The sequence below is a fragment of the Salinibacterium amurskyense genome (genome assembly GCF_002797685.1).
Taxonomy (GTDB): Bacteria; Actinomycetota; Actinomycetes; order Actinomycetales; family Microbacteriaceae; genus Rhodoglobus; species Rhodoglobus amurskyensis.
Window position 1 is genome coordinate 26,064 of sequence record NZ_PGFH01000003.1, and the last position, 20,411, is coordinate 46,474.

Consider the following 20,411-nt stretch of genomic DNA (forward strand, 5'->3'; position numbering starts at 1 on the left):
ATGAGGAAACGCCATTTTTTGACTAACACGCGAGTCTTCGGGCGATTCTCAGCAGGGTTACACGGCAAGCAGGCGCGTCAGTTGTTCGCTCATGAGTTCGGATTCAATGAGGAAGCCATCGTGGCCGAACGGCGAGTGGATGACGTGCGGAACGTTGCCATCGAGGTTGCCGGGCAGGTGCTCGGCAATAATCTCTTGACCGGAGACCGGGAATAACCGGTCACTGTCGATGCCGAGTACGAGCGCGGGCATGGTCGCGCGGGCAAGTGCCTGCTGCACCGTTCCGCGACCGCGCGCCACGTCGTGCGAGCTCATGGCTTCGACAAGGGTGATGTAGCTGTTCGCATCAAAGCGGCGGGCGAACTTGTTGCCGTGAAAATCGAGGTAACTCTCTACCGCGTAGCGGCCGCCCTTGCCCCACGGGCTCACTTCGCTCTGCCACGTGCGCTCAAAACGGTCGTTGAGCTCATCGGAGGAGCGGTAATTGATGAGGGCCAATCGGCGGGCAAGGGCTAAACCGCGGTGGGGACCATCGCCATCCGCTGCGTCGTAGTAGGCGCCGTCGGCAAAAGCGGGGTCGGTGCGAATCGACTCGACCTGCACCGAGTTGTGGGCGATCTGGTCGGCCGTCGATACGGGCGGCGCGGCCAGAATGGCGACCTTGGCGACACGCTCCGCATGCCCGACGGCCCACTCGAGGGCGTGCATGCCGCCCATCGAGCCACCGATCACGGCCGCCCAGCGGTCGATGCCGAGCGCATCGCTGAGCGCGACCTGCGCCGCGACTTGATCGCGGATGGTGACGAAGGGAAAGCGTGCGCCAAATTCAGCACCGTCGGGGGCGTGGGATGCCGGACCGGTGCTGCCTTGGCAGCCTCCCAAGATATTGGGGGCGACGACGAACCAGCGGTCGGTGTCGATGGCCTTGCCCGGCCCGACGAGATCGTTCCACCATCCGCCCGTGGCATGACCAGCACCGGGAGCTCCGATGATGTGGCTGTCGCCGGTCAGCGCGTGAGCGACGAGGATCGCGTTCGAGGCATCATCGTTGAGCGTGCCGTGCGTTTCGTACGCAATGCGAGCCGAGGGCAGCCTTCCGCTGAACTCGAGCGGGAGGTCGGTGACCGTAACGAACTGGCGCTCGCCCGTGGGATCTCCCTCTCGCCAGGCACCCGTCGCCTGGGGCTTGCCGAGGAGCGAACGCACGTTTGCGTCAGTGATGAATGCCGAAGGAACAGTGTCTTCAGGTGTCTGCCAGTCCATGTCTCTCCCAGTATCGCGAACGAACCTGTACGGCACGAAATTATTACGCCGGAGCGGGAGAGCTATTCCGATGAACGACGAGCAATTCCGGTGAAGGATGAGCGCGGATGTCGGATGCCGGATGCCGGATGCCGACCAACTCCTTAACGCAGCGATGGCGGTGACCCCCGTGAGGAGTCACCGCCATCGTAAGCAGTCGCCGAGGTCGGTTGCGACCTAGGCGCTCGCGCGGAGCTCTTCCGTCTTCGCGCGGGCGGCAGCGAAGCCAGCCTGGAGGTCAGCCTTGATGTCCTCGATGTTCTCGAGGCCCACCGAGAGGCGAACGAGCCCAGGGGTGACTCCAGCGGTCAACTGTTGCTCGGGGGAGAGCTGCGAGTGAGTGGTGGATGCCGGGTGAATGATGAGGCTGCGCACGTCACCGATGTTGGCAACGTGACTGAACAGCGAGACACCGTTCACGAAGGAGCGACCAGCGTCGACGCCACCCTTGAGCTCGAAGGAGAGAACTCCACCGACACCCTTGGGTGCGTACTTGTTGGCGCTGGAGTACCAGGGGCTCGAGGGGAGACCGGCGTAGTAGACGGTGTCGACATCCTCGTGAGCGTCGAGCCACTCAGCGATTGCTTGAGCGTTCTGAACGTGACGTTCAATGCGCAGGCTGAGGGTTTCGATGCCCTGAATGAGCGAGAACGCGCTGTCGGGGGAGATGGCGGCACCGAGGTCACGCAGCAGCTGCACGCGCGCCTTGATGATGTACGCAATGCCGTCGCCGAGTACTCCCGTGTAGCTCGCACCGTGGTACGAGGGGTCGGGCTCGGTGAGGCCGGGGAACTTGTCGACGTTCTTTGACCACTCGAATTTGCCGCCATCCACAATGACGCCACCCAGAACGGTGCCGTGACCGCCCAAGAACTTCGTGGCCGAGTGCACCACGATGTCGGCGCCGTGCTCGAGCGGGCGAATGAGGTACGGGGTGGCGATGGTGTTATCGACGATCAGCGGAACTCCGCTGGCGTGAGCAACGTTAGCCACGAGCTCGATGTCGAGAACGTTGATGCGTGGGTTACCGATGGTCTCGGCGAACAGGAGCTTGGTGTTGGGGCGCACGGCGGCGGCCCACTCTGCAGCGTCATCCTGGTTCTCAACGAAGGTGGTTTCGATGCCGAGCTTCGCGAGCGTGTACTTGAAGAGGTTGTAGGTTCCGCCATAGACCGACGACGACGACACGATGTGGTCGCCTGCCTGAGCAATGTTGAGAACAGCAAACGTGGTGGCCGACTGGCCAGACGCGAGCAACAGTGCTGCGGTTCCGCCTTCGAGAGCGGCAACGCGCTGCTCGACGACATCCTGAGTGGGGTTCTGGATGCGGGTGTAAATGTTGCCGAATTCGGCGAGCGCGAAGAGGTTCTTCGCGTGATCCGCGTCGTTGAACACGTACGCGGTCGTCTTGTAGATCGGAGTGGCCCGCGAGTTGGTCGTGGGGTCAGGCTGCGCGCCCGAGTGGATCTGCTTGGTTTCAAAGTTCCAGTCGCTCACGGCGGCCTCCTCGTATCTCTGGGTGGGTCGGGACATCCGCCACACTGTGAGCCTAAGGAGCCCCTGTGGGGCGGTCAATCACTCGTGAAATATGTCGTAACTCAACGTTTTTGGGTAGACAGATCGGTCTCTTTGGGTAAGGGAACAAAGACCCAGTTGGGTTTTGGCTCGATAAGAGGGCGGAAGATCTTCTTCACGATCGGCATCGAAAGAACGAGGGCGATACCGATGGAGCCGAGGATCATGCTCACGAGCCACATGGCCGAGGCCCGCTCATCCAGCAGCAGTCCGCTCTCGCGCAGCGGGTAAAGAACGAAGCTGTGCAGCAGGTAGACGTACATAGTGGCTTGGCCGGCATCCGTTACCCAGGTGTGGCGGCGGGGCACGAGAGCGAAGAAGGCGGCGCTGAGAATGACGGCGAGCACAATGAGGCCCAGCCGCACTCCACCCGCCCACCACTGGTCTTCGCCGAGCCCGTGATAGGAGGCGTCATAGAAGAACCAGAAGCGCAGATCGATGGTGCGCCAGAGCTCGATGTTGCCGAGAATGACCGCCATGAAGCCCGCGAAGACCGTGACCGCGAGCGCCCGCAGTAGTACGACGAGGCGCTCTGCGACGTTCCAGCGATCCATGAGGCCCCACTCGCGCAGTTTCCAGCCGAGCACGAAGAACGGGAGGATGCCGATGGCACGAGAGAGCGAGAACGTGCTGTCGACGTTGTCGAGATACCCGACACCGATTGACGCGATCACCGCCCAGAGCAGCGGCCAGCGCACTTGGGAGAGGTACGGCAAGATGAGGCGGAAAATGCCGAGCGCAAGCAAGAACCAGAGAGTCCAGCTCGGAGTAGAGGGGTTGAGGTCTGTTTTGCCTTCTACCAAGAACTTCACAAGAGTCCAGATGGTCTCCATGATGAAGTACGGCACGATGATGTCGGTGATGACCCGACGCATCTGAAGCGCGGTCGGGGCGCCGGGCTTCGAGAAATAGCCACTGATGATCGCGAACGCGGGCATGTGGAACGCGTAGATGAAGAGATACAGCGCGAGTGCGTAATTGGAGTCATACGTCATCCGCTGAATGCCGTGGCCGATCACGACCAGAGTGACCGCAAGAAAGCGTGCGTTATCCCAGTGCGGCATGCGCACCTTGGCGGTGCGAGCAGGCTGGGGCGTAGTGAGAGAAGCTCCGGTCATTCGTCGAAGTGTAATACCGCTACTTTGGAAGAATGGTGAATCGGCGAGTAGTAGTTACAGGAGCAAGTTCAGGCATCGGCGAAGCGACCGCGCGACGGTTCGCGAAACATGGCTGGCAGGTGGTGGCTGTAGCGCGTCGCGCTGATCGACTTGCCGCTCTCGCCGCCGACACCGGCATCGAAACCTTCGTTGCCGATGTGACGAAACAGGATGATGTCGAAGCGCTCGCCGCTTTCTTGCGTGAGCTCGGCCCCATCCACGCTCTCATCAATAACGCGGGTGGTGCGCTCGGCGTCGCTAGCGTAGAAGAGAGCGATGCGGATGACTGGCTGCGGATGTTCGACGTGAACGTTGTCGGCACCAAGCGCGTCACGAGCGCCCTGCTGCCGCTGCTGCGCGAAGGGATCGTGGAGGGTGACACGGCGAGCATCCTCATGGTCACCTCCATTGCGGCTTCCGTGCCTTATGAGGGCGGCAGCGGCTACAACGCCGCCAAGTTTGCTCAGCACGCGCTCACGGCTGTGCTTCGCCTTGAGCTTGCGGGGGAGCCGATCCGGGTGATCGAGGTTGCGCCCGGCATGGTGAAGACCGAAGAATTCGCTCTCGTTCGATTTGGCGGTGATGCGGCCAAGGCTGACACCGTTTACGAGAATGTGCCTGACCCGCTCGTCGCCGAGGACATCGCGGAGACGATTGTGCACGCGATTGAGCTGCCGCCCTTCGTGAACCTTGACCTCGTGACGGTGAAGCCTGTTGCCCAGGCCGCACCGCACAAGATGATCAGAGGCGAACTCAAGCCGCGCTAGTCGGCGACGGTAGCTTCGTTGCTCGCTTCGTTGCTCGCTTCGTCGCTCGTTTCGTCGCTCGTTTCGGTCGGTTGGAGCTCCTCGAAGTCGTCTACGACATCCGCAAACGCGAGCTTGGGTACCAAGAACAACAGCACGGCCGCGACGAGAGCGCCAGCACCGCAGATCGTGAAGACCGTCAGGTAGCCGAACAGACTCGACGCGGTTTCGGTGACCGCGGAGGCAGCACCGGCGAGCAGCACGATGGCGAAGATCGCCGAGGCGAAGGAGCCACCGATCGTCTTCGTGGTGTTGGTCAGCGCCGTGGCGATGCCGGTCTGGCCGCGCGGGGCAGCCGCAGCCGCAGCGGCGGGGAGCGCGCCAACGAGGGCACCCGAGCCGAGGCCCGCAATGCTCATGTTGAGGAAGACGCTCAACACCGTGGTGTGGAACGGTAAGAACATCAGATAGCCAGCGGCGACGAAGAAGGTGGCCACGATCAGTGCCACGCGGGGGCTCTTCCACTTCGACAGAATCGGGAAGAGAAGCGCTCCGACGATCATCGAGACAAGGTAGGCGCCGATGATGTACGAAATCTCATCGGATTCCATGCCGAGGCCGTACCCGTTGATGGGGTCGGTGCCGGCGAAGGTCGCGAGCGGTGCCTGGGCGCCAAGCAGGCTGATACCGACGAGGCCCGCCGTGAGTTGGATGGGCCACATGCTCGGGTCGCGCAGCATCCGAAGATCGATCGCGGGGTCTTTCTGGCGCAGCTCGTAACGGCCCCACGGAATGAAGGTCGCAACTCCAGCGAGCATGACGAGGTAGACCCACCAGGCGCCGGGCCCGTTGATGCGCAAGAACGTCAGACCCGAGGTGATCAGCAGCAGGCCGATCGTGAGGAGCACGAAGCCCCAGAAGTCGAGCGTGCGGCCGGGCAGCGGTTTTGATTCGGGTACTCCGAACAGGATGACGAAGAAGACGATTGTCACGGCAATCGCGGGGATCATCAGAGTTTGTTGAACGTTCTCGCCGAAGGCTTTGAAAATGCGGCCGCCACCGAGGGCACCCATGATGGCGCCGGCTTCGAGAGCAACGACGAGGAATCCCGCAGCGCGGCGGGTTTGCGACGCGCCCATGCCCGTTGTGCGTCCGCGGTCAAAGATCAGCGCGACCTCTAGCGGGAGCCAGACAACGTAGAAGCCCTGCAGGGCCCACGCAATGAGGAAGCTCGTGAAGTCACCCGTGAATGCAAGCCACCAGGTGGCGCCCGCGGTCAGAACGGTCGAGATCAGCAGAATGCGTTTGTGGCCGTGCATGTCGCCGAGCTTCGCCAAAATCGGCACCACGATGGCGCTCAGTAGTAGCTGGGCGGCCTCAAACCAGTTGAAGTCAGCATCGCGGATGCCCAAATGCTGCACTAGATCGGGAATGAGGGGGATGTAATACCCCTGCAAGATTCCGCTCACTAGCTCGACAAAGAAGAGGTAGCCGATGAGGCCCACGGTGATAGCACCGGACTTGCCGCGCAGGAATGACATGAACGGATGCTATCGGTAGACAGGGCGCGCATTAGCGTAGTGACATGGACTTGAGCAGTGTCGACCCCGGGTGGTCTCGCGCACTACACCCGTTAGGGGCACAACTGGATGCTGTTCAGGCATTTCTTGACGCCGAGACCGTCGCCGGCCACGACTGGCTCCCCGAACCGGATGCCGTACTGCGGGCTTTCGAAGCGCCCCTTGATGACGTGCGAGTCCTCATCGTCGGCCAAGACCCGTATCCGACGCCGGGGCACGCCGTGGGGCTCGCATTCTCGGCCGACCGAGCGGTGCGACCGCTACCGCGGAGCCTCGCCAACATTTACAAGGAACTGCACGACGACCTCGGCATCCCGCCCGCTGCGCACCCCGATTTGAGTGCGTGGCAACGCCAAGGCGTGCTGCTGCTCAACAGGGTGCTGACGGTGCAGTCAGGGGAGACCGGCTCCCATCGTCGACACGGCTGGGAAGAGGTGACGGCTCACGCGATTCGGGTGCTCGCGGCGAGGCCGCAGCCACTTGTTGCGGTGCTGTGGGGCAAGGATGCGGCATCCGTCGCGCCACTGCTCGGGGATACGCCGGCGATTGTGAGTGCTCACCCGAGCCCGCTCTCTGCCCGCCGCGGGTTCTTCGGTTCGAAGCCGTTTAGTCGAGTGAACGCGGCGCTTCAGGCTCAGGGCGCTGAGCCCATCGACTGGCGAATCGACGCGTCACCAGCCCCATAAAATAAGAGTCTCGTCACCCTCGGGGCGAGACAGTTTTCACCACTTACCTTCTTTGTCACGACACCTCGGGAGCAGCCATGGCACACCACTTCAGAGACGCCATCGCAGCGGATGATGTGGCGCTCGCCGAAATCTACGGCCACTACGTGAGTACGACTGTCGTCACCTTCGACATCGTTGAGGTCACCCCCGAGATCATGACCGCCAAGCGGGTCGCCGTGGAAGAGTCGGGACTGCCGTTCATCGTTGCGGTCGACGACACCGAGCGCGTGCTCGGCTATGCCGCCATGTTCCCGTGGCGCCCCAAAGCTGCCTACAAGCACACCGTCGAAGGGTCGATTTATCTGTCTCCCGCTGCCACCGGTCAGGGCGTGGGCGGCGCTCTGCTCACCGAACTGCTCGATCGCGGACGGCAGATCGGCATCCGCGAAATCATTGCCGTGATCTCGGATGAGGGCACCGAGGCTTCCGTGCATCTTCACCAGAAGCTGGGCTTCGAATCCATTGGGCACCTCAAGCGTGTCGGTTTCAAGTTCGACCGTTGGGTCGGCACGTACCTGCTGCAGAAGTCGCTCGACGCGTAGCTCTTCGCCCACGAACCACGACGTCATAAACGCACGAATGCCCGGCCTCCCGCGAGGGGAGAGCCGGGCATCCGCAGCTCTGGGTTCGTCTGGGGGCCGCAGCCTTCTGACTAGGCTGCGTTACGTGGAGTCGCTCGCCGCAGCAGCGTGAACCCGGCCACGGCGCTGATCGCGGTGAGCACGAGGCTCCAGGCGGCGACGCCGAGCACGCCGAGGTCGACCAACGTGGCGCCCACTGCCGACCAAGAATCGGTGAAGGTCGCCAGCGCGATCAAGCCCACGAGCAGCGCCGCAACGACAATGAAGAACATCGTCACGCCGGTTGCCTTCCATCGCACCCAGACTGCGGCAATCGCTGATCCGAAGAAGAGGAAGAACAGGAACGCCACGAGTTGCACGAAAATGCGTTCCGCGATGCCCGCCCCGAAGTAGACGGGCGCAAAAATGGTGACACCCATTCCCCAACCGTCAGTCATCGTTTCGGCGGCTGAGATCAGCGTGAGCCCCGCGGTGTAGATCACGGCTAGCACCACGAAAGCAAGAGCGCTGCCGAGGTAGTAGTCGCGGCGGGTAACGCCGTAGCCGAGTGCGAACGGGAACGTAATGCTGATCGCCTGGATCGCCACGACCATCATGTAGATGTAGATGAAGAAGCTCGACCCGGAGAACTGGGTACCTTCTAGTGCGCCAGCGCGGTCGGCAGGATCGATCGCCGAGTAGATCAGCCACCAGATGGTGAGCATGCCCACAAAAATCACGCCGAGAATGATCCACGGCAAGCCGAGGGTCGTCCACGGGTTGGCGAAGTGCAGCTTGGCCACACTCGTGATGCGCTTTATCGGGCTTGCCGGATGGGCGAGAGCCGTTGTTGTGGTGGTCATGCGCTGGCCTCGAATTCCTTGGTCTCGGTGCGGGTGAGTTGGATGATGAGCTGCTGCAACGACACCGGTGACAGTTCCAGCCCGGCAGAGTGCGCGTCGCGGCGCTCGCTTTCGCTGAGCCCGGCAACGGTCACGGAGCTGAGCCCGCCGATGCCGTCGCGGTGCAACACTTCGCGGTTGCCGATAAACGTCTCGACGGCGGTCTTCATGCCGACAACGTTGGTCGCGCGATTGCGGAGAGTTTCGGCATCCTCGTTGATGAGGAGCTTGCCTTCGTCGATCACAAGAACGTGTTCGAGCAGGTTGCTGACCTCGTCGATGAGGTGAGTGGAGAGGATCACGGTGCGCGGGTGGGCGGCGTAGTCCTCCAGAAGTCGGTCGTAGAAGATTTGGCGAGCCACGGCATCCAACCCCAGGTAGGGCTCATCGAAGAAGGTGAGCGGTGCGCGTGAGGCGAGGCCGACGATGACGCCGATGGAGGAGAGCTGGCCGCGCGAGAGCTTCTTGATGCGGCGGTCGACGGGGAGACGGAAGTCGGCGATGAGGCGATCGGCGAAGTCTTGGTCCCAGTTGGCGAAGAACCAGGGCGCGGTCTTGAAAACGTCTTTGGGGCGGAAGTCTTCGGGGTAGCGCTGGCTCTCTTTGATGAAGCAGGTATTCTGCAGAACCTTGGCGTTCTCGACCGGAGTCTGTCCGAACAGCGAGATGGTGCCGCTGGAGGCGAATTCTTGGCCGGTGAGCAACTGCATGAGCGTGGTCTTGCCGGCACCGTTGCGCCCGAGCAGGCCGTAGATCTTGTTCTCTTCGACCGTGAAGCTCACGTCGTTGACGGCGTTCACTTTGCCGAAGTTCTTGCTGAGGTTAGTTACCTCGATGGTGGAGGTCATGAGTTATTCGCCTCCTTGGCGATCATCTGGGTGAGTTGGGCGGAGTCGATGCCGAGCTTTTCTGCTTCGGCCAAGAGAGGGCGAACGTACTCGCTGCTGAAGCTGTCGCGGCGGGCACCTTTGAGTTGTTCTTGAGCGCCGGTGGCGACGAACATTCCGATTCCTCGTTTCTTGTAGAGAATTCCTGCATCGACGAGCACGTTGACGCCTTTGAGGGCGGTCGCGGGGTTGATGCGGTAGAAGGCTGCGAACTCGTTGATCGAGGGAGCCTGGCCTTCTTCGGGCAGTGCGCCGGAGATGATGTCGTTCTCAATGTTCTCGGCGACCTGCGCGAAGAGGGGGCGAGAGTCATCCATGTGAGCCTCCTTTCTGAGTGCGGGTGGTGATCTAGCGGTGCTGCGCTGCTGCGGCGGCTAGTTGGTTAGTTGGTGATGTAACTAACCAACCAGCATGGCGGGTCGTTGTCAACCCCCTTAGGCTGAATTCGTGTCAGAACTTCATCGCCTCACCGCCCTTGAGCAGCTCCATCTCGTGCGATCGGGCGAGCTGAAGCCCAGCGAACTCGTGGAGTGCTACCTCGATCGCATCGAACGCCTCAACCCTGAGCTGGGTGCGTTTACGGTCGTGACTGCTGATGCTGCGCGCCAGCGTGCTGCGGAGCTAGAAGCCTCTGGCTCCCGCGCCTCCGCTCTCTGGGGGCTTGCTTCGGGCGAGAAAGACTTGTGGGCCCGCGCCGGAGTGCGCACCGCCTACGGATCGCGCGCCTTCGCCGACTTCGTGCCCGAGGAGTCGGATGAGATCGCCGACGTTCTCGATGCTGCCGGCGCGATCAGCCTCGGCAAAACAGCGACTCCCGAATTCGGCCTCCCCGCCTACACCGAACCGCTCTCGGATGCCCCGGCCGTGAACCCCTGGAACACCTCGCTGGGCTCCGGCGGCAGCAGCGGGGGAGCGGCGGTCGCCGTTTCCGCGGGGCTCTTGCCGTTCGCGCCCGGCTCGGACGGTGGTGGCTCGATTCGCATTCCCGCCGCCGCGACCGGACTCGTCGGCCTCAAGCCTTCGCGTGGTCGCGTACCCGCGGGCAGCGGCTTCGGCAGCCTCGGCCAGCTTCCCGTTACCGGGCCTCTCGCTCGCACGGTGGCGGATGCCGCGTTACTCCTCGATGGCATTGCCGGCCCTTCGCCGTTCTCGGTCGGCCCGCCCACGTGGGACGGCGGCGCCTTCCTCAACGCCGCGATCCGCGGTGAGGGCACCTTCAGCATTGGCGTCATGACAACCTCGCCGTGGGATGACACCTACGAGATCAGCGTCTCGCCCGAAGCTCAGGATGCTCTCACCCTCGCTCGCACCGCGCTCGACCAGCTCGGCCACGGCAGCGAAAACTTCGCGCTCGACCCCTCACCCGAATACGCCGAAGCCTTCACGGTGCTGTGGCAAGCGGGAGCCGCCGGAATCCCGCTCGATGGCGATCAACTTGAGCTCGTGGAACCCCTCACGAAATGGCTTATCGAAAGCGGACGTCGGATGAGCGCGTGCGACGTGGGCGTCGCCATCGCGACGCTGTCTCGGTTTGAGCGCAGCGTCATCCGTCAGTTCTCGACATACGACGCTGTGCTGACGCCGGCAATGGCGATGACCCCACGCCCGCTCGGCTGGTTTCATGCCGAGGATGCCTTCGAGAACTTTGCGAAGCAAGTGCAATACACGCCGTGGACAAGCTTCGTCAACGTCTCAGGCCTGCCCGCGATCAGCCTCCCCGTGCACGAAACCGCGGAAGGACTGCCGATGGGCGTGCAACTCATTGGCCGCCCCGGTCGGGAGGATGTGTTGCTCGCGATTGGTGCGCAGCTCGAGCGCGGCTTCCAGTGGGGCTCGCGGCATCCGGCGGCGTTTGGGGCTTAGCGCTACTGGTTCGCTTTCCAGCTCTCGTCTTGATCAGGAGCGAAGTGCACACCCAGCTCGCGTGCCAGTGCTCGCATTTGCTGAGCGAGCACGCGCCATTCTTTCTTGGTGATCTCACCGATCTCGAACCCGACTCCGCGCACTGCGCCGTCGGCAACGAAGACGGTCGCACCTGCCACTGAGCCGAGGGCAAGATCAGCGTGCCCGGCAGGAAGCCACACGGCGGGATCGGTGATAGTGCCGCCGCCACCCAAGCTCGCATCCATCTCTAGGAGAGCGTGATGCACGACCGCAGAGTCCAACGGTTGACCGGCGGCAAGATCGTCGGGGTCATAGTCGCGGGGCGCGACCATGAACTCGTCTTCTTCCAGCTGCGCAACGGCCGGAGTCGACTCGTCGGGGGCGACCCTGGGCTCAGACACAAACTCGGGAGGATTGCGCAACGAATCGAAGTCACTGAGCGGACGCTCGACCAGTGGGGCAAGGATTGAGGGTCCGCGGGGGTCCCCCTTTGCTAGGGCGTGCCAATCGTCGAATTCGGTTGAGAACCAGGCATTGAACTGGTGGATATCGGAGTTCCTGCTATTGGTGCCGGCTCTTGCGGCCCACCTTCGCAAATCTGCAAAGAGTGGCTCGCTACCGGACTGAGAGCGAAATGCCAGCTCGTTGTAGTCGACATGATCTTTGCCTTCAGCGCTGGCAAGACAGAGACGTGTCGATGCATCCAGCCGGTGTAAGACCTCGAAAATGTAGCTCGGCCACGCCTGCACGATGTACTGGGTGCGCCGGAATTGGAGCTCGGGGACAAAGCCAAATCCGATCGACTGGTCCGTTCGCCACTCGGCGGGGACCGCCTCCGCTACCTCAGTGCTAATGAACGATTGGGTCCACTCCCACAGGGTCCCCACACTCGCCCAAGACGCATCCATCTCGTCGATGGGGCCATCGCTGGCGGCCATCCAATGCGCTAATTCGGTGAGCCGAAACTCTCGCGTATTCTCCGCGTGCGCCAAGTGGCGATTCGCTTGCTCGCGACTCAAGTCGGACGGGCGGAGGTGCATCATGTGAGGTGCCAATCGATGAGGGGGATCATGCTCGAGTCCTGTGAGGTTCACGGTTCCGGGGGTTCGTGGTCGTGACGCTCGCAACCCAAAAGCTCGCAGCGGCCAGGAAGCTGGCTGGCACTCCGAGCCACCACGCAGTACCGAGATCCTTTTCGACAATGACGTAGTCAGGCTCGTCGGATGGTGCCTCGGCGTAGAACGAGCACTCAAGCGCGAGCGGCAGAACTGTAACCCGCGATTTGGTCTGCACGACATATTCCGAGGCGCTCAAACTCGCGGGAACATAATCAGCGCAGGACGACTGGCTGTTTCTCTCCGCCAAGCTCGCGTACGCAGAGAGCGAGCCAATCCAGAGGAGTCCCAGTGCTGCCAAAGAGATCGTAACTGAGCGCAGGACCTGTGGGCGTTGATTCGGCACTGCGTCACGTGCGCGGATTAGCGAAGAGTGCACTTCAGCTGCGCGACCACGATCGTGGCAGGTAAGCCCACACAATCTGCGCAGCGATCAGAACCACGATCAGAAGTGCGCTGGCGGCCATTAGCCAGATCGACCAGTACCAGATTGTGGACATCCATTCAGCCGCGGTATTGCTCCAGTCGTGTCCTTGCGTGCGCGCGACCGAAGTGAATCCGAGGATGCCGAGATAGAGCGCAAGGCTGATCCCCAAACCCCAAAATGCGCCGATTGTTGCTCGCTTCATGGAGCCAGCGTACGTTCCGAACCTCCTATGAACAAGATGAATTCTCACAAACACGTGTAGCAGCGCGACGGAACTGAAGCCGGAGTATGCGACTTTCATTACCCCAGGACGTCCAGATAGGCCGCCGACGTTCGCTGCTTGGAGTCCGCCGAGAGCGCTTCGTTATTTAGGTAAGGCATGCCTATACTGGGATCAATGTTTCCCGAACTCTTCACCCCGCAGATCGCCTGGAATCCCCAGTCGGCTGACCGCGTGCTGCTCGCGGGAGACGAGACCTCGATCGACGCCATCTCGATGATCCTCGCGACGTTGCCGGCCCGTTCACGTGGCCAAGTGTTCATCGAAGTTGACTCGGCTGACGACATCCAGCCGCTATCGGCTCCCGGCCGTTTCAGCGTGTGCTGGCTGCTGCGCGAACGCGGCCAAAGCGTTGCCCGTTCGGTCGACGCGTGGCTCAGCGAAATGCTGCCGGTGAGCGCATTCGGTGAGAGCACCGTCTACGCCTGGGTTGCCCATCAGGGCCCCGCGCGCCTGCTCAGCTCGAACTAGTTCGAACCCAGCATCCGCGCTCTATTCCTTCACAGGTTTCGGCGCACGCGTTGATTTCGCGCGCACATAGCCACCCAACTCCAGCCCCGCCTCAATCTCAAAACGGTTCGTCAGCGGGTTTTGCCCGGCCAGCAGATACAGCGGAATAAACCACAGCCCATACTTGCGCCACTGCTCGCGGTGCACAGCCTCATGTGCGAGCACGTTATCGCTCGCGTTGTCGCAGGTCAGATACACGGCGCCAATCGTGGTGCCGCCGCGACCAAAGGCCCAGCGAGGCACGTGCTCGGCAACGATAACGCCGCCCCGAGAACGCACCCGCAAACCGCTCAGCACGCCACCCCACAGCAGCCCGGATGCCGTAGCAAACCAGTAACCGGGTCGCGTAACGACGGGGTGCAGCAGCACTCGCTGAGCACGCGGATTGTGTTCGGCGCGCGCCAGAGCGTGCCCGAGCCGCGTGCCCAGCGTTAGTGCTCGGCTCACGGACGCCCGATGGTTTCGAGCAGTCGCAGCCACACCTCACTGATCGTGGGGTACGAGGGAACCGCGTGCCACAGGCGCGCGATGGGAACCTCGCCCACGATGGCGATGGTGGCCGAGTGCAGCAACTCCGCAACATCCTGCCCCACAAAAGTAGCGCCGATAATGACTTGACGTTCGCGATCAATCACGAGTCGCGCCTGGCCTTCGTAGCCGTCGGCCTGCAGGCTCGCGCCGGCAACCCAGCCAATGTTGTAGTCGACCACCTGAGCGTCAATTCCCTGCTTCTCGGCGTCGTGAGACATGACTCCGACCGAAGCGACTTCGGGATCGCTAAACGTGACTTGCGGCACAGCGCCGTGGTCGGCGGTCGCAACGTGCGCACCCCAGGGGGCGTCATCCACGGTTTCGCCCTTAGCGCGGGCAGCAATCACGTCACCCGCAGCACGCGCTTGGTACTTGCCCTGATGGGTGAGCAGCGCGCGGTGGTTGACGTCGCCAACGGCGTAGAGCCAGTCGGTGTCGGGCACGAGCATGGTGTCATCCACCCGGATCCAGTCGCCCGGAGTGAGACCCACGGTCTCGAGCCCAATGTCGTTCGTGCGAGCGGCGCGACCGGTAGCAATCAAAATTTCGGATGCCGTGAAGCTGCCTTCCGGAGTCTCAATCACGACGCCGTCAGCGGTGCGCTCCACGCGCGTGGGCGAGGTTCGCACGATGGTGACGCCGCGCTCCTTGAGCGCCTTCTCCACCATCTCGCCGGCGAAGTCTTCTTGACCGTTGAGGAGTCCGCTGCGTGCAAACAGAGTCACCTCGGCACCGAGGTCGAGGTAGGCAGTGGCCATCTCGACGCCCACAACGCCGCCGCCGATGATGGCGAATGATTCGGGAACAACTTTCACGGAGGTCGCTTCACGCGGGGTCCACGGCTTCGCGTCGATCAGCCCGGGAATGTTGGGAAGCTTCGGATCGGAGCCCGTCGCGACGACAACAGCGTGGTTCGCGGTGAGGGTCGTGACGGTTCCGTCGTCAGCAGTGACGGTGACCTTCTTCTCTCCGGCGAGCCGAGCGTGACCGCGCTCAAGCCCGATTCCCGCTTTCTTTACCCACTTCACTTGACCCGCGTCATCCCAGTTGCTCGTGAAGCTGTTGCGGCGGGCGAGGAGCGCTTCGACGTTGATGCCACCCGTGACAGCTTCGGCAGCACCGGGAAGCTTCTCGACCGCCCGCAAAGCGAGACCGCTGCGGATGAGAGCCTTCGACGGCATGCACGCCCAGTACGAGCACTCACCACCCACGAGTTCGCTCTCGACAAGCACCACGCTCAGTCCGCCCTGAACAGCGCGATCTGCCACGTTCTCACCAACCGCTCCGGCTCCGATGACAATGACGTCCCAGTTGTTCTCGGTCATGAGTGAACTCCTTCGCGTTGGTGGTGCGGATGCTGCTTCTGCTACCTGCCGATGAACTCGGCGATCGTGCGGGTCATAAAAGCTTCCATGCCAATTCTGGCATCTTTACTCTGAGCAACGGCTACGAGCGCGGGCTGAAGGCCAGCCTCGGCGGCGGCATCGCCCTCGCGAATCGCGAGGTTGGCGTTGGCGAGCGCCGCCTGAACCGCGAGGGGAGCTTGGGCCGCAACGCGGTGCGCCAGCTCGAGGCCGCGCGCATACTGCTCGCCGTGGGGCACAACTTCTTGCACCATCCCGATGCGGTGAGCTTCGGCGGCGTCGAAGCTGTCGCCGGTGAGAATCCAGCGCATCGCGTTCGACCAACCAACTTGGCGCGGGAAGCGAATGGTGGCCCCGCCGAAGGGCAGGATGCCGCGCGATACTTCAACCTGACCGAACACGGTCGAATCAGCGGCGACGGCGATGTCGCTTGCGAGCAGCAGCTCGATGCCGAGCGTGAGGCAGGTGCCCTGCACCGCAATCACGACGGGCTTCGAGAGCTTTTCGCCCGAAACTTGCCAGGGGTTGATGCCGCCCTCGGGAACCATGTCGAGCCCGTCCGCGCCGATGCGGGGGCCGATGTCAGCGAGGTCGAGGCCGCCCGTGAAGTGGTCGCCGTGGGCGAAAACGAAGCCGGCACGCAGCTCGGGATCGCGCTCAAGCTCGCCATACGCCAGTGCAAGCTGCTGCAACATATCCATGTCGGCGGCGTTGCGCTTATCGGTGCGGTTGAGGCCGATGAGCAAGACGTGGCCGTCTCGCTCCACAGTGATCTTGGGGGTGCTCGAGTTGGAGTCAGTCATAGCCCCAGACTACGACTGCGCGGCGGCCATCGGTCGGGATGCTGGCGATAAGCTCATACCCACACCAACTTTTCGGAGGCTCCTGTGTTGCGATCCGCAATTCTCGTTTGTGCTGTTGCGACGGCGGCTCTTCTCAGCGGCTGCAGCAGCGAACCGCCCGTCGAGGTTTCCGCGAGCTCTATCGCCGCGACGGCAGTCTCCGCGCTCGAACAGGCCACGGGCGAATCACCCGAAATGGACTGCGGCGACGAGACCGTGGAGCTCAAGAACAACACCACGCTCGAGTGCGTTCTCACCGACACCACCCTCAACGAAGAGTTCGACAGCGAAGTGACGATCACGGATGTCGACGGGGCGAGCTACTCGGTTTCAGTCGACGTCGCTGAAGAACCGCGCGAATAGCGACCGGCGCTGTTCAGAGCGCCCAGCAATCTCAGAATCGTGGGGGAGTCATCCACTGCGCTCGTCATCGAGGCGGGAGCAAATTCGGTGATGCCAGCGCCCGCAAGGGCATACTTGCCGACGACGGCACGAATCGCCTCAACAAGCACGGCTGCTTCGATGCCGAAAGGCACGGGGGAGCCGAGCCCCGCAAAATCAGCAGGATCGAGTACGTCGAGATCGATGTGAAGATACACCGAGTCGGCGCCCGTTGCCGCGATGGCATCGAGCAGCGTCTCCGCCGAGAAATCGGTGGGGCCGAGCATCCGGATGCCGGACTGCCCGATGTAGTCATCTTCCGCGGTATCGATCGAGCGCACGCCCGCAAGGATCACCCGATCGCCGCGAACCGGATGCGCGGGTACCAACTCGGAGGGACCATCGCCCAGGAGCGTGCGCAACACCATTCCGGTGAACGCGCCGGAGGGACTCGTCGCGGCGGTATGCAGATCAGGATGCGCGTCGAGCCACACCACGGCGGGCTCGCTCGCGCTCACATGCTCGATCGCCGCGAGCTCGACGCCGCAATCGCCACCGATGGTGACATGCGTGTCGACACCAGCTTCGGTGCCCTCGGCGAGAGCGTGGCGTAGCCGGTCGCGCACGAGCAACAGCGAACTGTAGCGGTGCACGCCCGTGCCCTGGTGATCGCCCGCTTCGAGGGGAATGTCGACGGTGCGAGTCGATGCTGAGGGAAGATCTCCCCGAATCGACTCGGCACCGTCCACAAGTTGCATGGCGCGGGACGAACCCGAACCCTGCCACTGCGGAACGACAACGTAGTTAATTGTCATCCGTTGAACTTTCGAGTCGTCGAACTACTCGCCTGCGGTGAGGGCCTGAGCGCCGCCGGCTTTGAGAGCCGCGAGACGGGCCTCAACTTCGGTCTGCTTGCCGAGGTCTTCGAGGCCTTCGAACTGAGCGTCGAGGCTGGATGCTGCGAGCTCCTGCTGCCCCAGAACCTTGGCCTCTTCGCGGCGAATCTTGTCTTCGAAGCGGCCGAGGTCGCTCGTCGGGTCAAGAAGGTCGATCGACTTGAGCGCGTCGTGAACCTGCGACTGAGCTTCAACCGTCTTGGAGCGAGCAACAAGCTCGTCACGCTTGGCGGTGAGTTCGCTCAGCTTGGCGCGCATGCCGTCGAGGCCACTCTTGAGCTGGTCAACAACCTGAGTCTGCGACGCAATGGTCGGCTCAGCGGTGCGAGCTTCGTTCTCGGAAGAAACTTGGCGACCAATGGCGATCTTGGCGAGGTTGTCGAACTTGTCGGCATCCACACTGTTGCCACCGGCACGCAGTTCGTCGGCCTTAGCGCTGGCCGCGAGAGCCTTACGGCCCCAGTCAGCAGCAGCGTTCATGTCTTCAGCGTGGTCCTGCTCCATGAGGCGCAGGTTGCCGATGGTCTGAGCTACAGCGCTCTCCGCATCCGCAATGGAGTTGGTGTAGTCGCGCACGAGCTGGTCGAGCATCAGCTGAGGGTCCTCGGCCGAGTCGAGGAGCGAGTTGATGTTCGCCTTCAGTAGTTGTGAGATTCGTCCGAGAATTGACTGCTTTGCCATGCGACGTGCCTTTCGTGAGTTTTCTGAAGGAAACCGTAATTAGAATCTACCGCCGCGGCTGCGGCCACCACCACTGCGGCGAGGCGATCCGCCCGAGCTGCGGCCGCCCGAACGTGAACCGCCGCGCGATCCTGAACTGCCCGAGCGCGAACCGCCGCCCCAGGAGTAGCCCGACGAGGGGCGCGACGAGCGTGAGCCGAGGCTGCCACCGATGAGCCCACCGATGATGCCGCCGAGCACATCTCCGCCGCCTGAATTCGAGCCACCAAGCAACCCGCCAACACCGGCATTGGAGCCGCCGGAGAATTGGGAGACCTCGCGCTGAGCGATGTCGTACGCACTTGCCGCCAACTGGTCAGCCGTGCGGGCGTGGGTCAAGGCAGTCACGGGGTCGGATGCCTGCAGCGCGAGCGCCTGCTTGAGCTGACGATCCGCTTCCGCGATCTTGGTTCGCGCCGAAGAGCCGACGCCACCGCGACGTGTCGTGATGAACTGCGCCGTCGTGGTGATGCGAGACTGCGCTGCCGCCAGCGCCGCCGACAACTGGGTCGCTGCTTGAGCAATTGCTGCCTGCTGGTCGCGCACGCCTACAAAGACCGTTTCGAGAGCAGCGTTGGCATCACCGAGTGCGCTCAAACTCGCGACAGGATCGGCGGTCGCCGACTGGGCGGCAGCCAACGCGGCTTCCGCACTCGCGATCGAGGGCTGCAGGGCTGCTGCCGTGCTGTCCGCGGGAAGCGCGCGGGCCGCAGCGATGTCGTTCGTGGTGTCCGTGATGGCGGCGGCAAGCTTCTGCTCTGCCGCCTGCAGCTCTTCGGTCAACGAATCGACGGCATCCATCAGCTGGATGGCCTGGCCCAGTTCCGCTTGAGCGGCGCGCACAGCGACAGCAGCTTCACTCGGTTTCTGCGCTTCGATGGATGCTTGCGCTGCGGTCGAGGTGCTCACAGCCGAATTCAGCAATGCCTGTGCGCGTGCACCGTTGTCGGCAACGGCCTCAATCGCGGCTGGCGCGTAGCGCGCGGTGAGCGCTGCGAGGGCTGCCTCGGTGGCGGGGAGTCGCTGAGCCGCAGCCGCAATCGCGGTGGAGGTCTCAGCGAGTACCGCGGGGGCGTTTGTCTCAAGCTGGCGAAGCTCCTCAAACGCCTCGGCCTGTTCGTCGAGCAAGTCGTCGGCGTGCTCGCACAGCTCGATAATTTCGATCGTCATGGCGCGCTTCTGCTCGGCCGTTTCAGGCTCACTGTCATCGAGTTGCTGGCGGATGCGGAACGCCCTCGCCACAGCGGCATTCGCTTCGTCGAGCGACTTCTGGAACCCGGCGGTGGCAGCCGAACCAAACTGTGCTTCGGCAAAGCCAAGCTCTTGCTCGCTGGTCTTGACCGCATCGTCCAGATCGACCAGAGCGCTACCGGCCTGGCGGTCGAGCTCTTCTTGCGAAACCTCAGCGGTAGGAGCAGCGCTGCGATCACCTTTGCCGCCACGACGCACACGGTAAATCACATAGGCGCCGGCGCCAACAACCGCGACACCGCCCACAATCGGCAGAATCGGGATGCCGCCGCTCGAGGCGTCGGACGTCACGGCTGTCGAACCCTCACCCGCGAGCGAGTTGGCGCCCGCGATGGCAGCCTGCCCCCAGTTGTCGTTGCGGAGCTCTGACTCGATCGCACTCTCGGCCGCATCCAGCTGGTCAGAGGTCACGGGAGCATCGAGGGCAACGGAGAGCGCGTATTGGCGCTGCGAAACAGCGACGGCAAGCAACAGGTCGTTGTCGCCGAGCCCGTTGTTATCGGCGGTGGTGTCTGCCCAGTCAACCGGGTCGCTGGGGTTGGTGAACTCGTCAACGTAAACAACGAAAAGTTGGATGCCCTGGCTCTCGTAGAGCGAATCCAGAGCACCATCGATCGCACTCGAATCGCCGTCGAGCACGCCCACCGAGTCGACAACGTAGCCGCCGTCGAGGCTCACGGGGTCATTCGCGAGAGCCGGCCCTGCGGTGAGCAGGCCGAGTAGAGCGGCAAGCGCCAGAGTGGTGCCCAGTCGAGCTTTCACGGGTGCTCCTT

21 protein-coding genes are annotated in these 20,411 nt (G+C 62.9%); 6 read left to right on the forward strand and 15 right to left on the reverse strand.

Annotation, left to right across the window (positions count from 1 at the left end; translation table 11 throughout):
* Window positions 1-57 precede the first annotated feature (57 nt).
* The 3 genes from metX to CLV85_RS12250 form a co-directional block, all read right to left on the reverse strand.
* Window positions 58-1,263 (reverse strand): homoserine O-acetyltransferase MetX, encoded by a 1,206-nt coding sequence (gene metX, locus CLV85_RS12240; RefSeq protein WP_100389929.1) that lies wholly within the window; start codon window positions 1,261-1,263, stop codon window positions 58-60.
* Window positions 1,264-1,479: 216 nt separating this feature from the next.
* Window positions 1,480-2,835 carry a bifunctional o-acetylhomoserine/o-acetylserine sulfhydrylase gene (locus tag CLV85_RS12245; RefSeq protein WP_100389930.1) on the reverse strand — a complete coding sequence of 452 codons (1,356 nt, stop codon included), beginning with the start codon at window positions 2,833-2,835 and terminating at the stop codon, window positions 1,480-1,482.
* A 65-nt stretch (window positions 2,836-2,900) separates the two neighbouring features.
* On the reverse strand, window positions 2,901-3,995 hold the full coding sequence (locus tag CLV85_RS12250) for an acyltransferase family protein (RefSeq protein WP_100389931.1): 1,095 nt from the start codon (window positions 3,993-3,995) through the stop codon (window positions 2,901-2,903).
* A gap of 32 nt (window positions 3,996-4,027) precedes the next feature.
* Here CLV85_RS12250 and CLV85_RS12255 point away from each other — a divergent pair, with 32 nt between their 5' ends.
* Entirely contained in the window at window positions 4,028-4,801 is a 774-nt protein-coding gene (locus CLV85_RS12255) for an SDR family oxidoreductase (RefSeq protein ID WP_100389932.1), read from the forward strand.
* On the opposite strand, the gene CLV85_RS12260 is transcribed toward CLV85_RS12255, so the two are convergent.
* Window positions 4,798-6,321 (reverse strand): MFS transporter, encoded by a 1,524-nt coding sequence (locus CLV85_RS12260; RefSeq protein WP_100389933.1) that lies wholly within the window; start codon window positions 6,319-6,321, stop codon window positions 4,798-4,800. The genes CLV85_RS12255 and CLV85_RS12260 overlap by 4 nt on opposite strands.
* Window positions 6,322-6,365: 44 nt before the next feature.
* On the opposite strand from CLV85_RS12260, the gene CLV85_RS12265 reads away from it, so the two are divergent.
* Both CLV85_RS12265 and CLV85_RS12270 read left to right on the forward strand, forming a co-directional pair.
* On the forward strand, window positions 6,366-7,046 hold the full coding sequence (locus CLV85_RS12265; RefSeq protein ID WP_100389934.1) for a uracil-DNA glycosylase: 681 nt from the start codon (window positions 6,366-6,368) through the stop codon (window positions 7,044-7,046).
* A gap of 77 nt (window positions 7,047-7,123) precedes the next feature.
* Complete coding sequence (locus CLV85_RS12270; protein WP_100389935.1) at window positions 7,124-7,630, forward strand: GNAT family N-acetyltransferase; 507 nt, start codon at window positions 7,124-7,126, stop codon at window positions 7,628-7,630.
* A gap of 110 nt (window positions 7,631-7,740) precedes the next feature.
* On the opposite strand, the gene CLV85_RS12275 is transcribed toward CLV85_RS12270, so the two are convergent.
* From CLV85_RS12275 to CLV85_RS12285, 3 genes are read right to left on the reverse strand one after another with little or no spacing between them, the layout of a single operon-like run.
* Window positions 7,741-8,511, reverse strand: a complete 771-nt coding sequence (locus CLV85_RS12275) for an ABC transporter permease (protein WP_100389936.1) — start codon at window positions 8,509-8,511, stop codon at window positions 7,741-7,743.
* Complete coding sequence (locus tag CLV85_RS12280; protein WP_100389937.1) at window positions 8,508-9,398, reverse strand: ABC transporter ATP-binding protein; 891 nt, start codon at window positions 9,396-9,398, stop codon at window positions 8,508-8,510. Before CLV85_RS12280 ends, CLV85_RS12275 begins: the two co-directional genes overlap by 4 nt.
* Window positions 9,395-9,754 (reverse strand): GntR family transcriptional regulator, encoded by a 360-nt coding sequence (locus CLV85_RS12285; protein WP_100389938.1) that lies wholly within the window; start codon window positions 9,752-9,754, stop codon window positions 9,395-9,397. The genes CLV85_RS12280 and CLV85_RS12285 overlap by 4 nt, the downstream gene beginning before the upstream one ends.
* Window positions 9,755-9,884: 130 nt before the next feature.
* Here CLV85_RS12285 and CLV85_RS12290 point away from each other — a divergent pair, with 130 nt between their 5' ends.
* Window positions 9,885-11,300: an amidase gene (locus CLV85_RS12290; protein WP_100389939.1), complete on the forward strand. Its 1,416-nt coding sequence runs from the start codon at window positions 9,885-9,887 to the stop codon at window positions 11,298-11,300.
* A 2-nt stretch (window positions 11,301-11,302) separates the two neighbouring features.
* Here CLV85_RS12290 and CLV85_RS12295 read toward each other — a convergent pair whose 3' ends face one another.
* The gene (locus tag CLV85_RS12295; RefSeq protein WP_100389940.1) at window positions 11,303-12,259 is read right to left on the reverse strand and encodes a hypothetical protein; all 957 of its coding nucleotides are present in this window, start codon (window positions 12,257-12,259) and stop codon (window positions 11,303-11,305) included.
* Between the two features lie 557 nt (window positions 12,260-12,816).
* Entirely contained in the window at window positions 12,817-13,065 is a 249-nt protein-coding gene (locus CLV85_RS12305; RefSeq protein WP_100389942.1) for a hypothetical protein, read from the reverse strand.
* Between the two features lie 177 nt (window positions 13,066-13,242).
* Between CLV85_RS12305 and CLV85_RS12310 the strand changes: the two genes are divergently transcribed.
* Window positions 13,243-13,614, forward strand: coding sequence for a siderophore-interacting protein (locus tag CLV85_RS12310; protein ID WP_211283034.1), 372 nt, complete (start codon window positions 13,243-13,245; stop codon window positions 13,612-13,614).
* Window positions 13,615-13,635: 21 nt separating this feature from the next.
* Here the strand turns inward: CLV85_RS12310 and CLV85_RS12315 are convergent, their stop codons facing one another.
* From CLV85_RS12315 to CLV85_RS12325, 3 genes are read right to left on the reverse strand one after another with little or no spacing between them, the layout of a single operon-like run.
* On the reverse strand, window positions 13,636-14,100 hold the full coding sequence (locus CLV85_RS12315; RefSeq protein ID WP_229820451.1) for a hypothetical protein: 465 nt from the start codon (window positions 14,098-14,100) through the stop codon (window positions 13,636-13,638).
* Complete coding sequence (locus tag CLV85_RS12320) at window positions 14,097-15,509, reverse strand: dihydrolipoyl dehydrogenase family protein (protein WP_100389943.1); 1,413 nt, start codon at window positions 15,507-15,509, stop codon at window positions 14,097-14,099. The genes CLV85_RS12315 and CLV85_RS12320 overlap by 4 nt, the downstream gene beginning before the upstream one ends.
* A 41-nt stretch (window positions 15,510-15,550) precedes the next feature.
* Window positions 15,551-16,351 carry a crotonase/enoyl-CoA hydratase family protein gene (locus tag CLV85_RS12325; protein WP_100389944.1) on the reverse strand — a complete coding sequence of 267 codons (801 nt, stop codon included), beginning with the start codon at window positions 16,349-16,351 and terminating at the stop codon, window positions 15,551-15,553.
* 84 nt (window positions 16,352-16,435) lie between these two features.
* Here CLV85_RS12325 and CLV85_RS12330 point away from each other — a divergent pair, with 84 nt between their 5' ends.
* Window positions 16,436-16,753, forward strand: coding sequence for a DUF4333 domain-containing protein (locus CLV85_RS12330; protein ID WP_100389945.1), 318 nt, complete (start codon window positions 16,436-16,438; stop codon window positions 16,751-16,753).
* Here the strand turns inward: CLV85_RS12330 and CLV85_RS12335 are convergent.
* The 3 genes from CLV85_RS12335 to CLV85_RS12345 are packed head-to-tail and all read right to left on the reverse strand — an operon-like array spanning window position 16,711 to window position 20,400.
* The gene (locus CLV85_RS12335) at window positions 16,711-17,586 is read right to left on the reverse strand and encodes an arginase family protein (protein ID WP_100389946.1); all 876 of its coding nucleotides are present in this window, start codon (window positions 17,584-17,586) and stop codon (window positions 16,711-16,713) included. The two genes, CLV85_RS12330 and CLV85_RS12335, sit on opposite strands and share 43 nt — an antisense overlap.
* Window positions 17,587-17,610: 24 nt before the next feature.
* Window positions 17,611-18,348: a PspA/IM30 family protein gene (locus CLV85_RS12340; protein WP_100389947.1), complete on the reverse strand. Its 738-nt coding sequence runs from the start codon at window positions 18,346-18,348 to the stop codon at window positions 17,611-17,613.
* A 39-nt stretch (window positions 18,349-18,387) separates the two neighbouring features.
* Entirely contained in the window at window positions 18,388-20,400 is a 2,013-nt protein-coding gene (locus CLV85_RS12345) for a TPM domain-containing protein (protein ID WP_100389948.1), read from the reverse strand.
* Window positions 20,401-20,411: the final 11 nt, after the last annotated feature.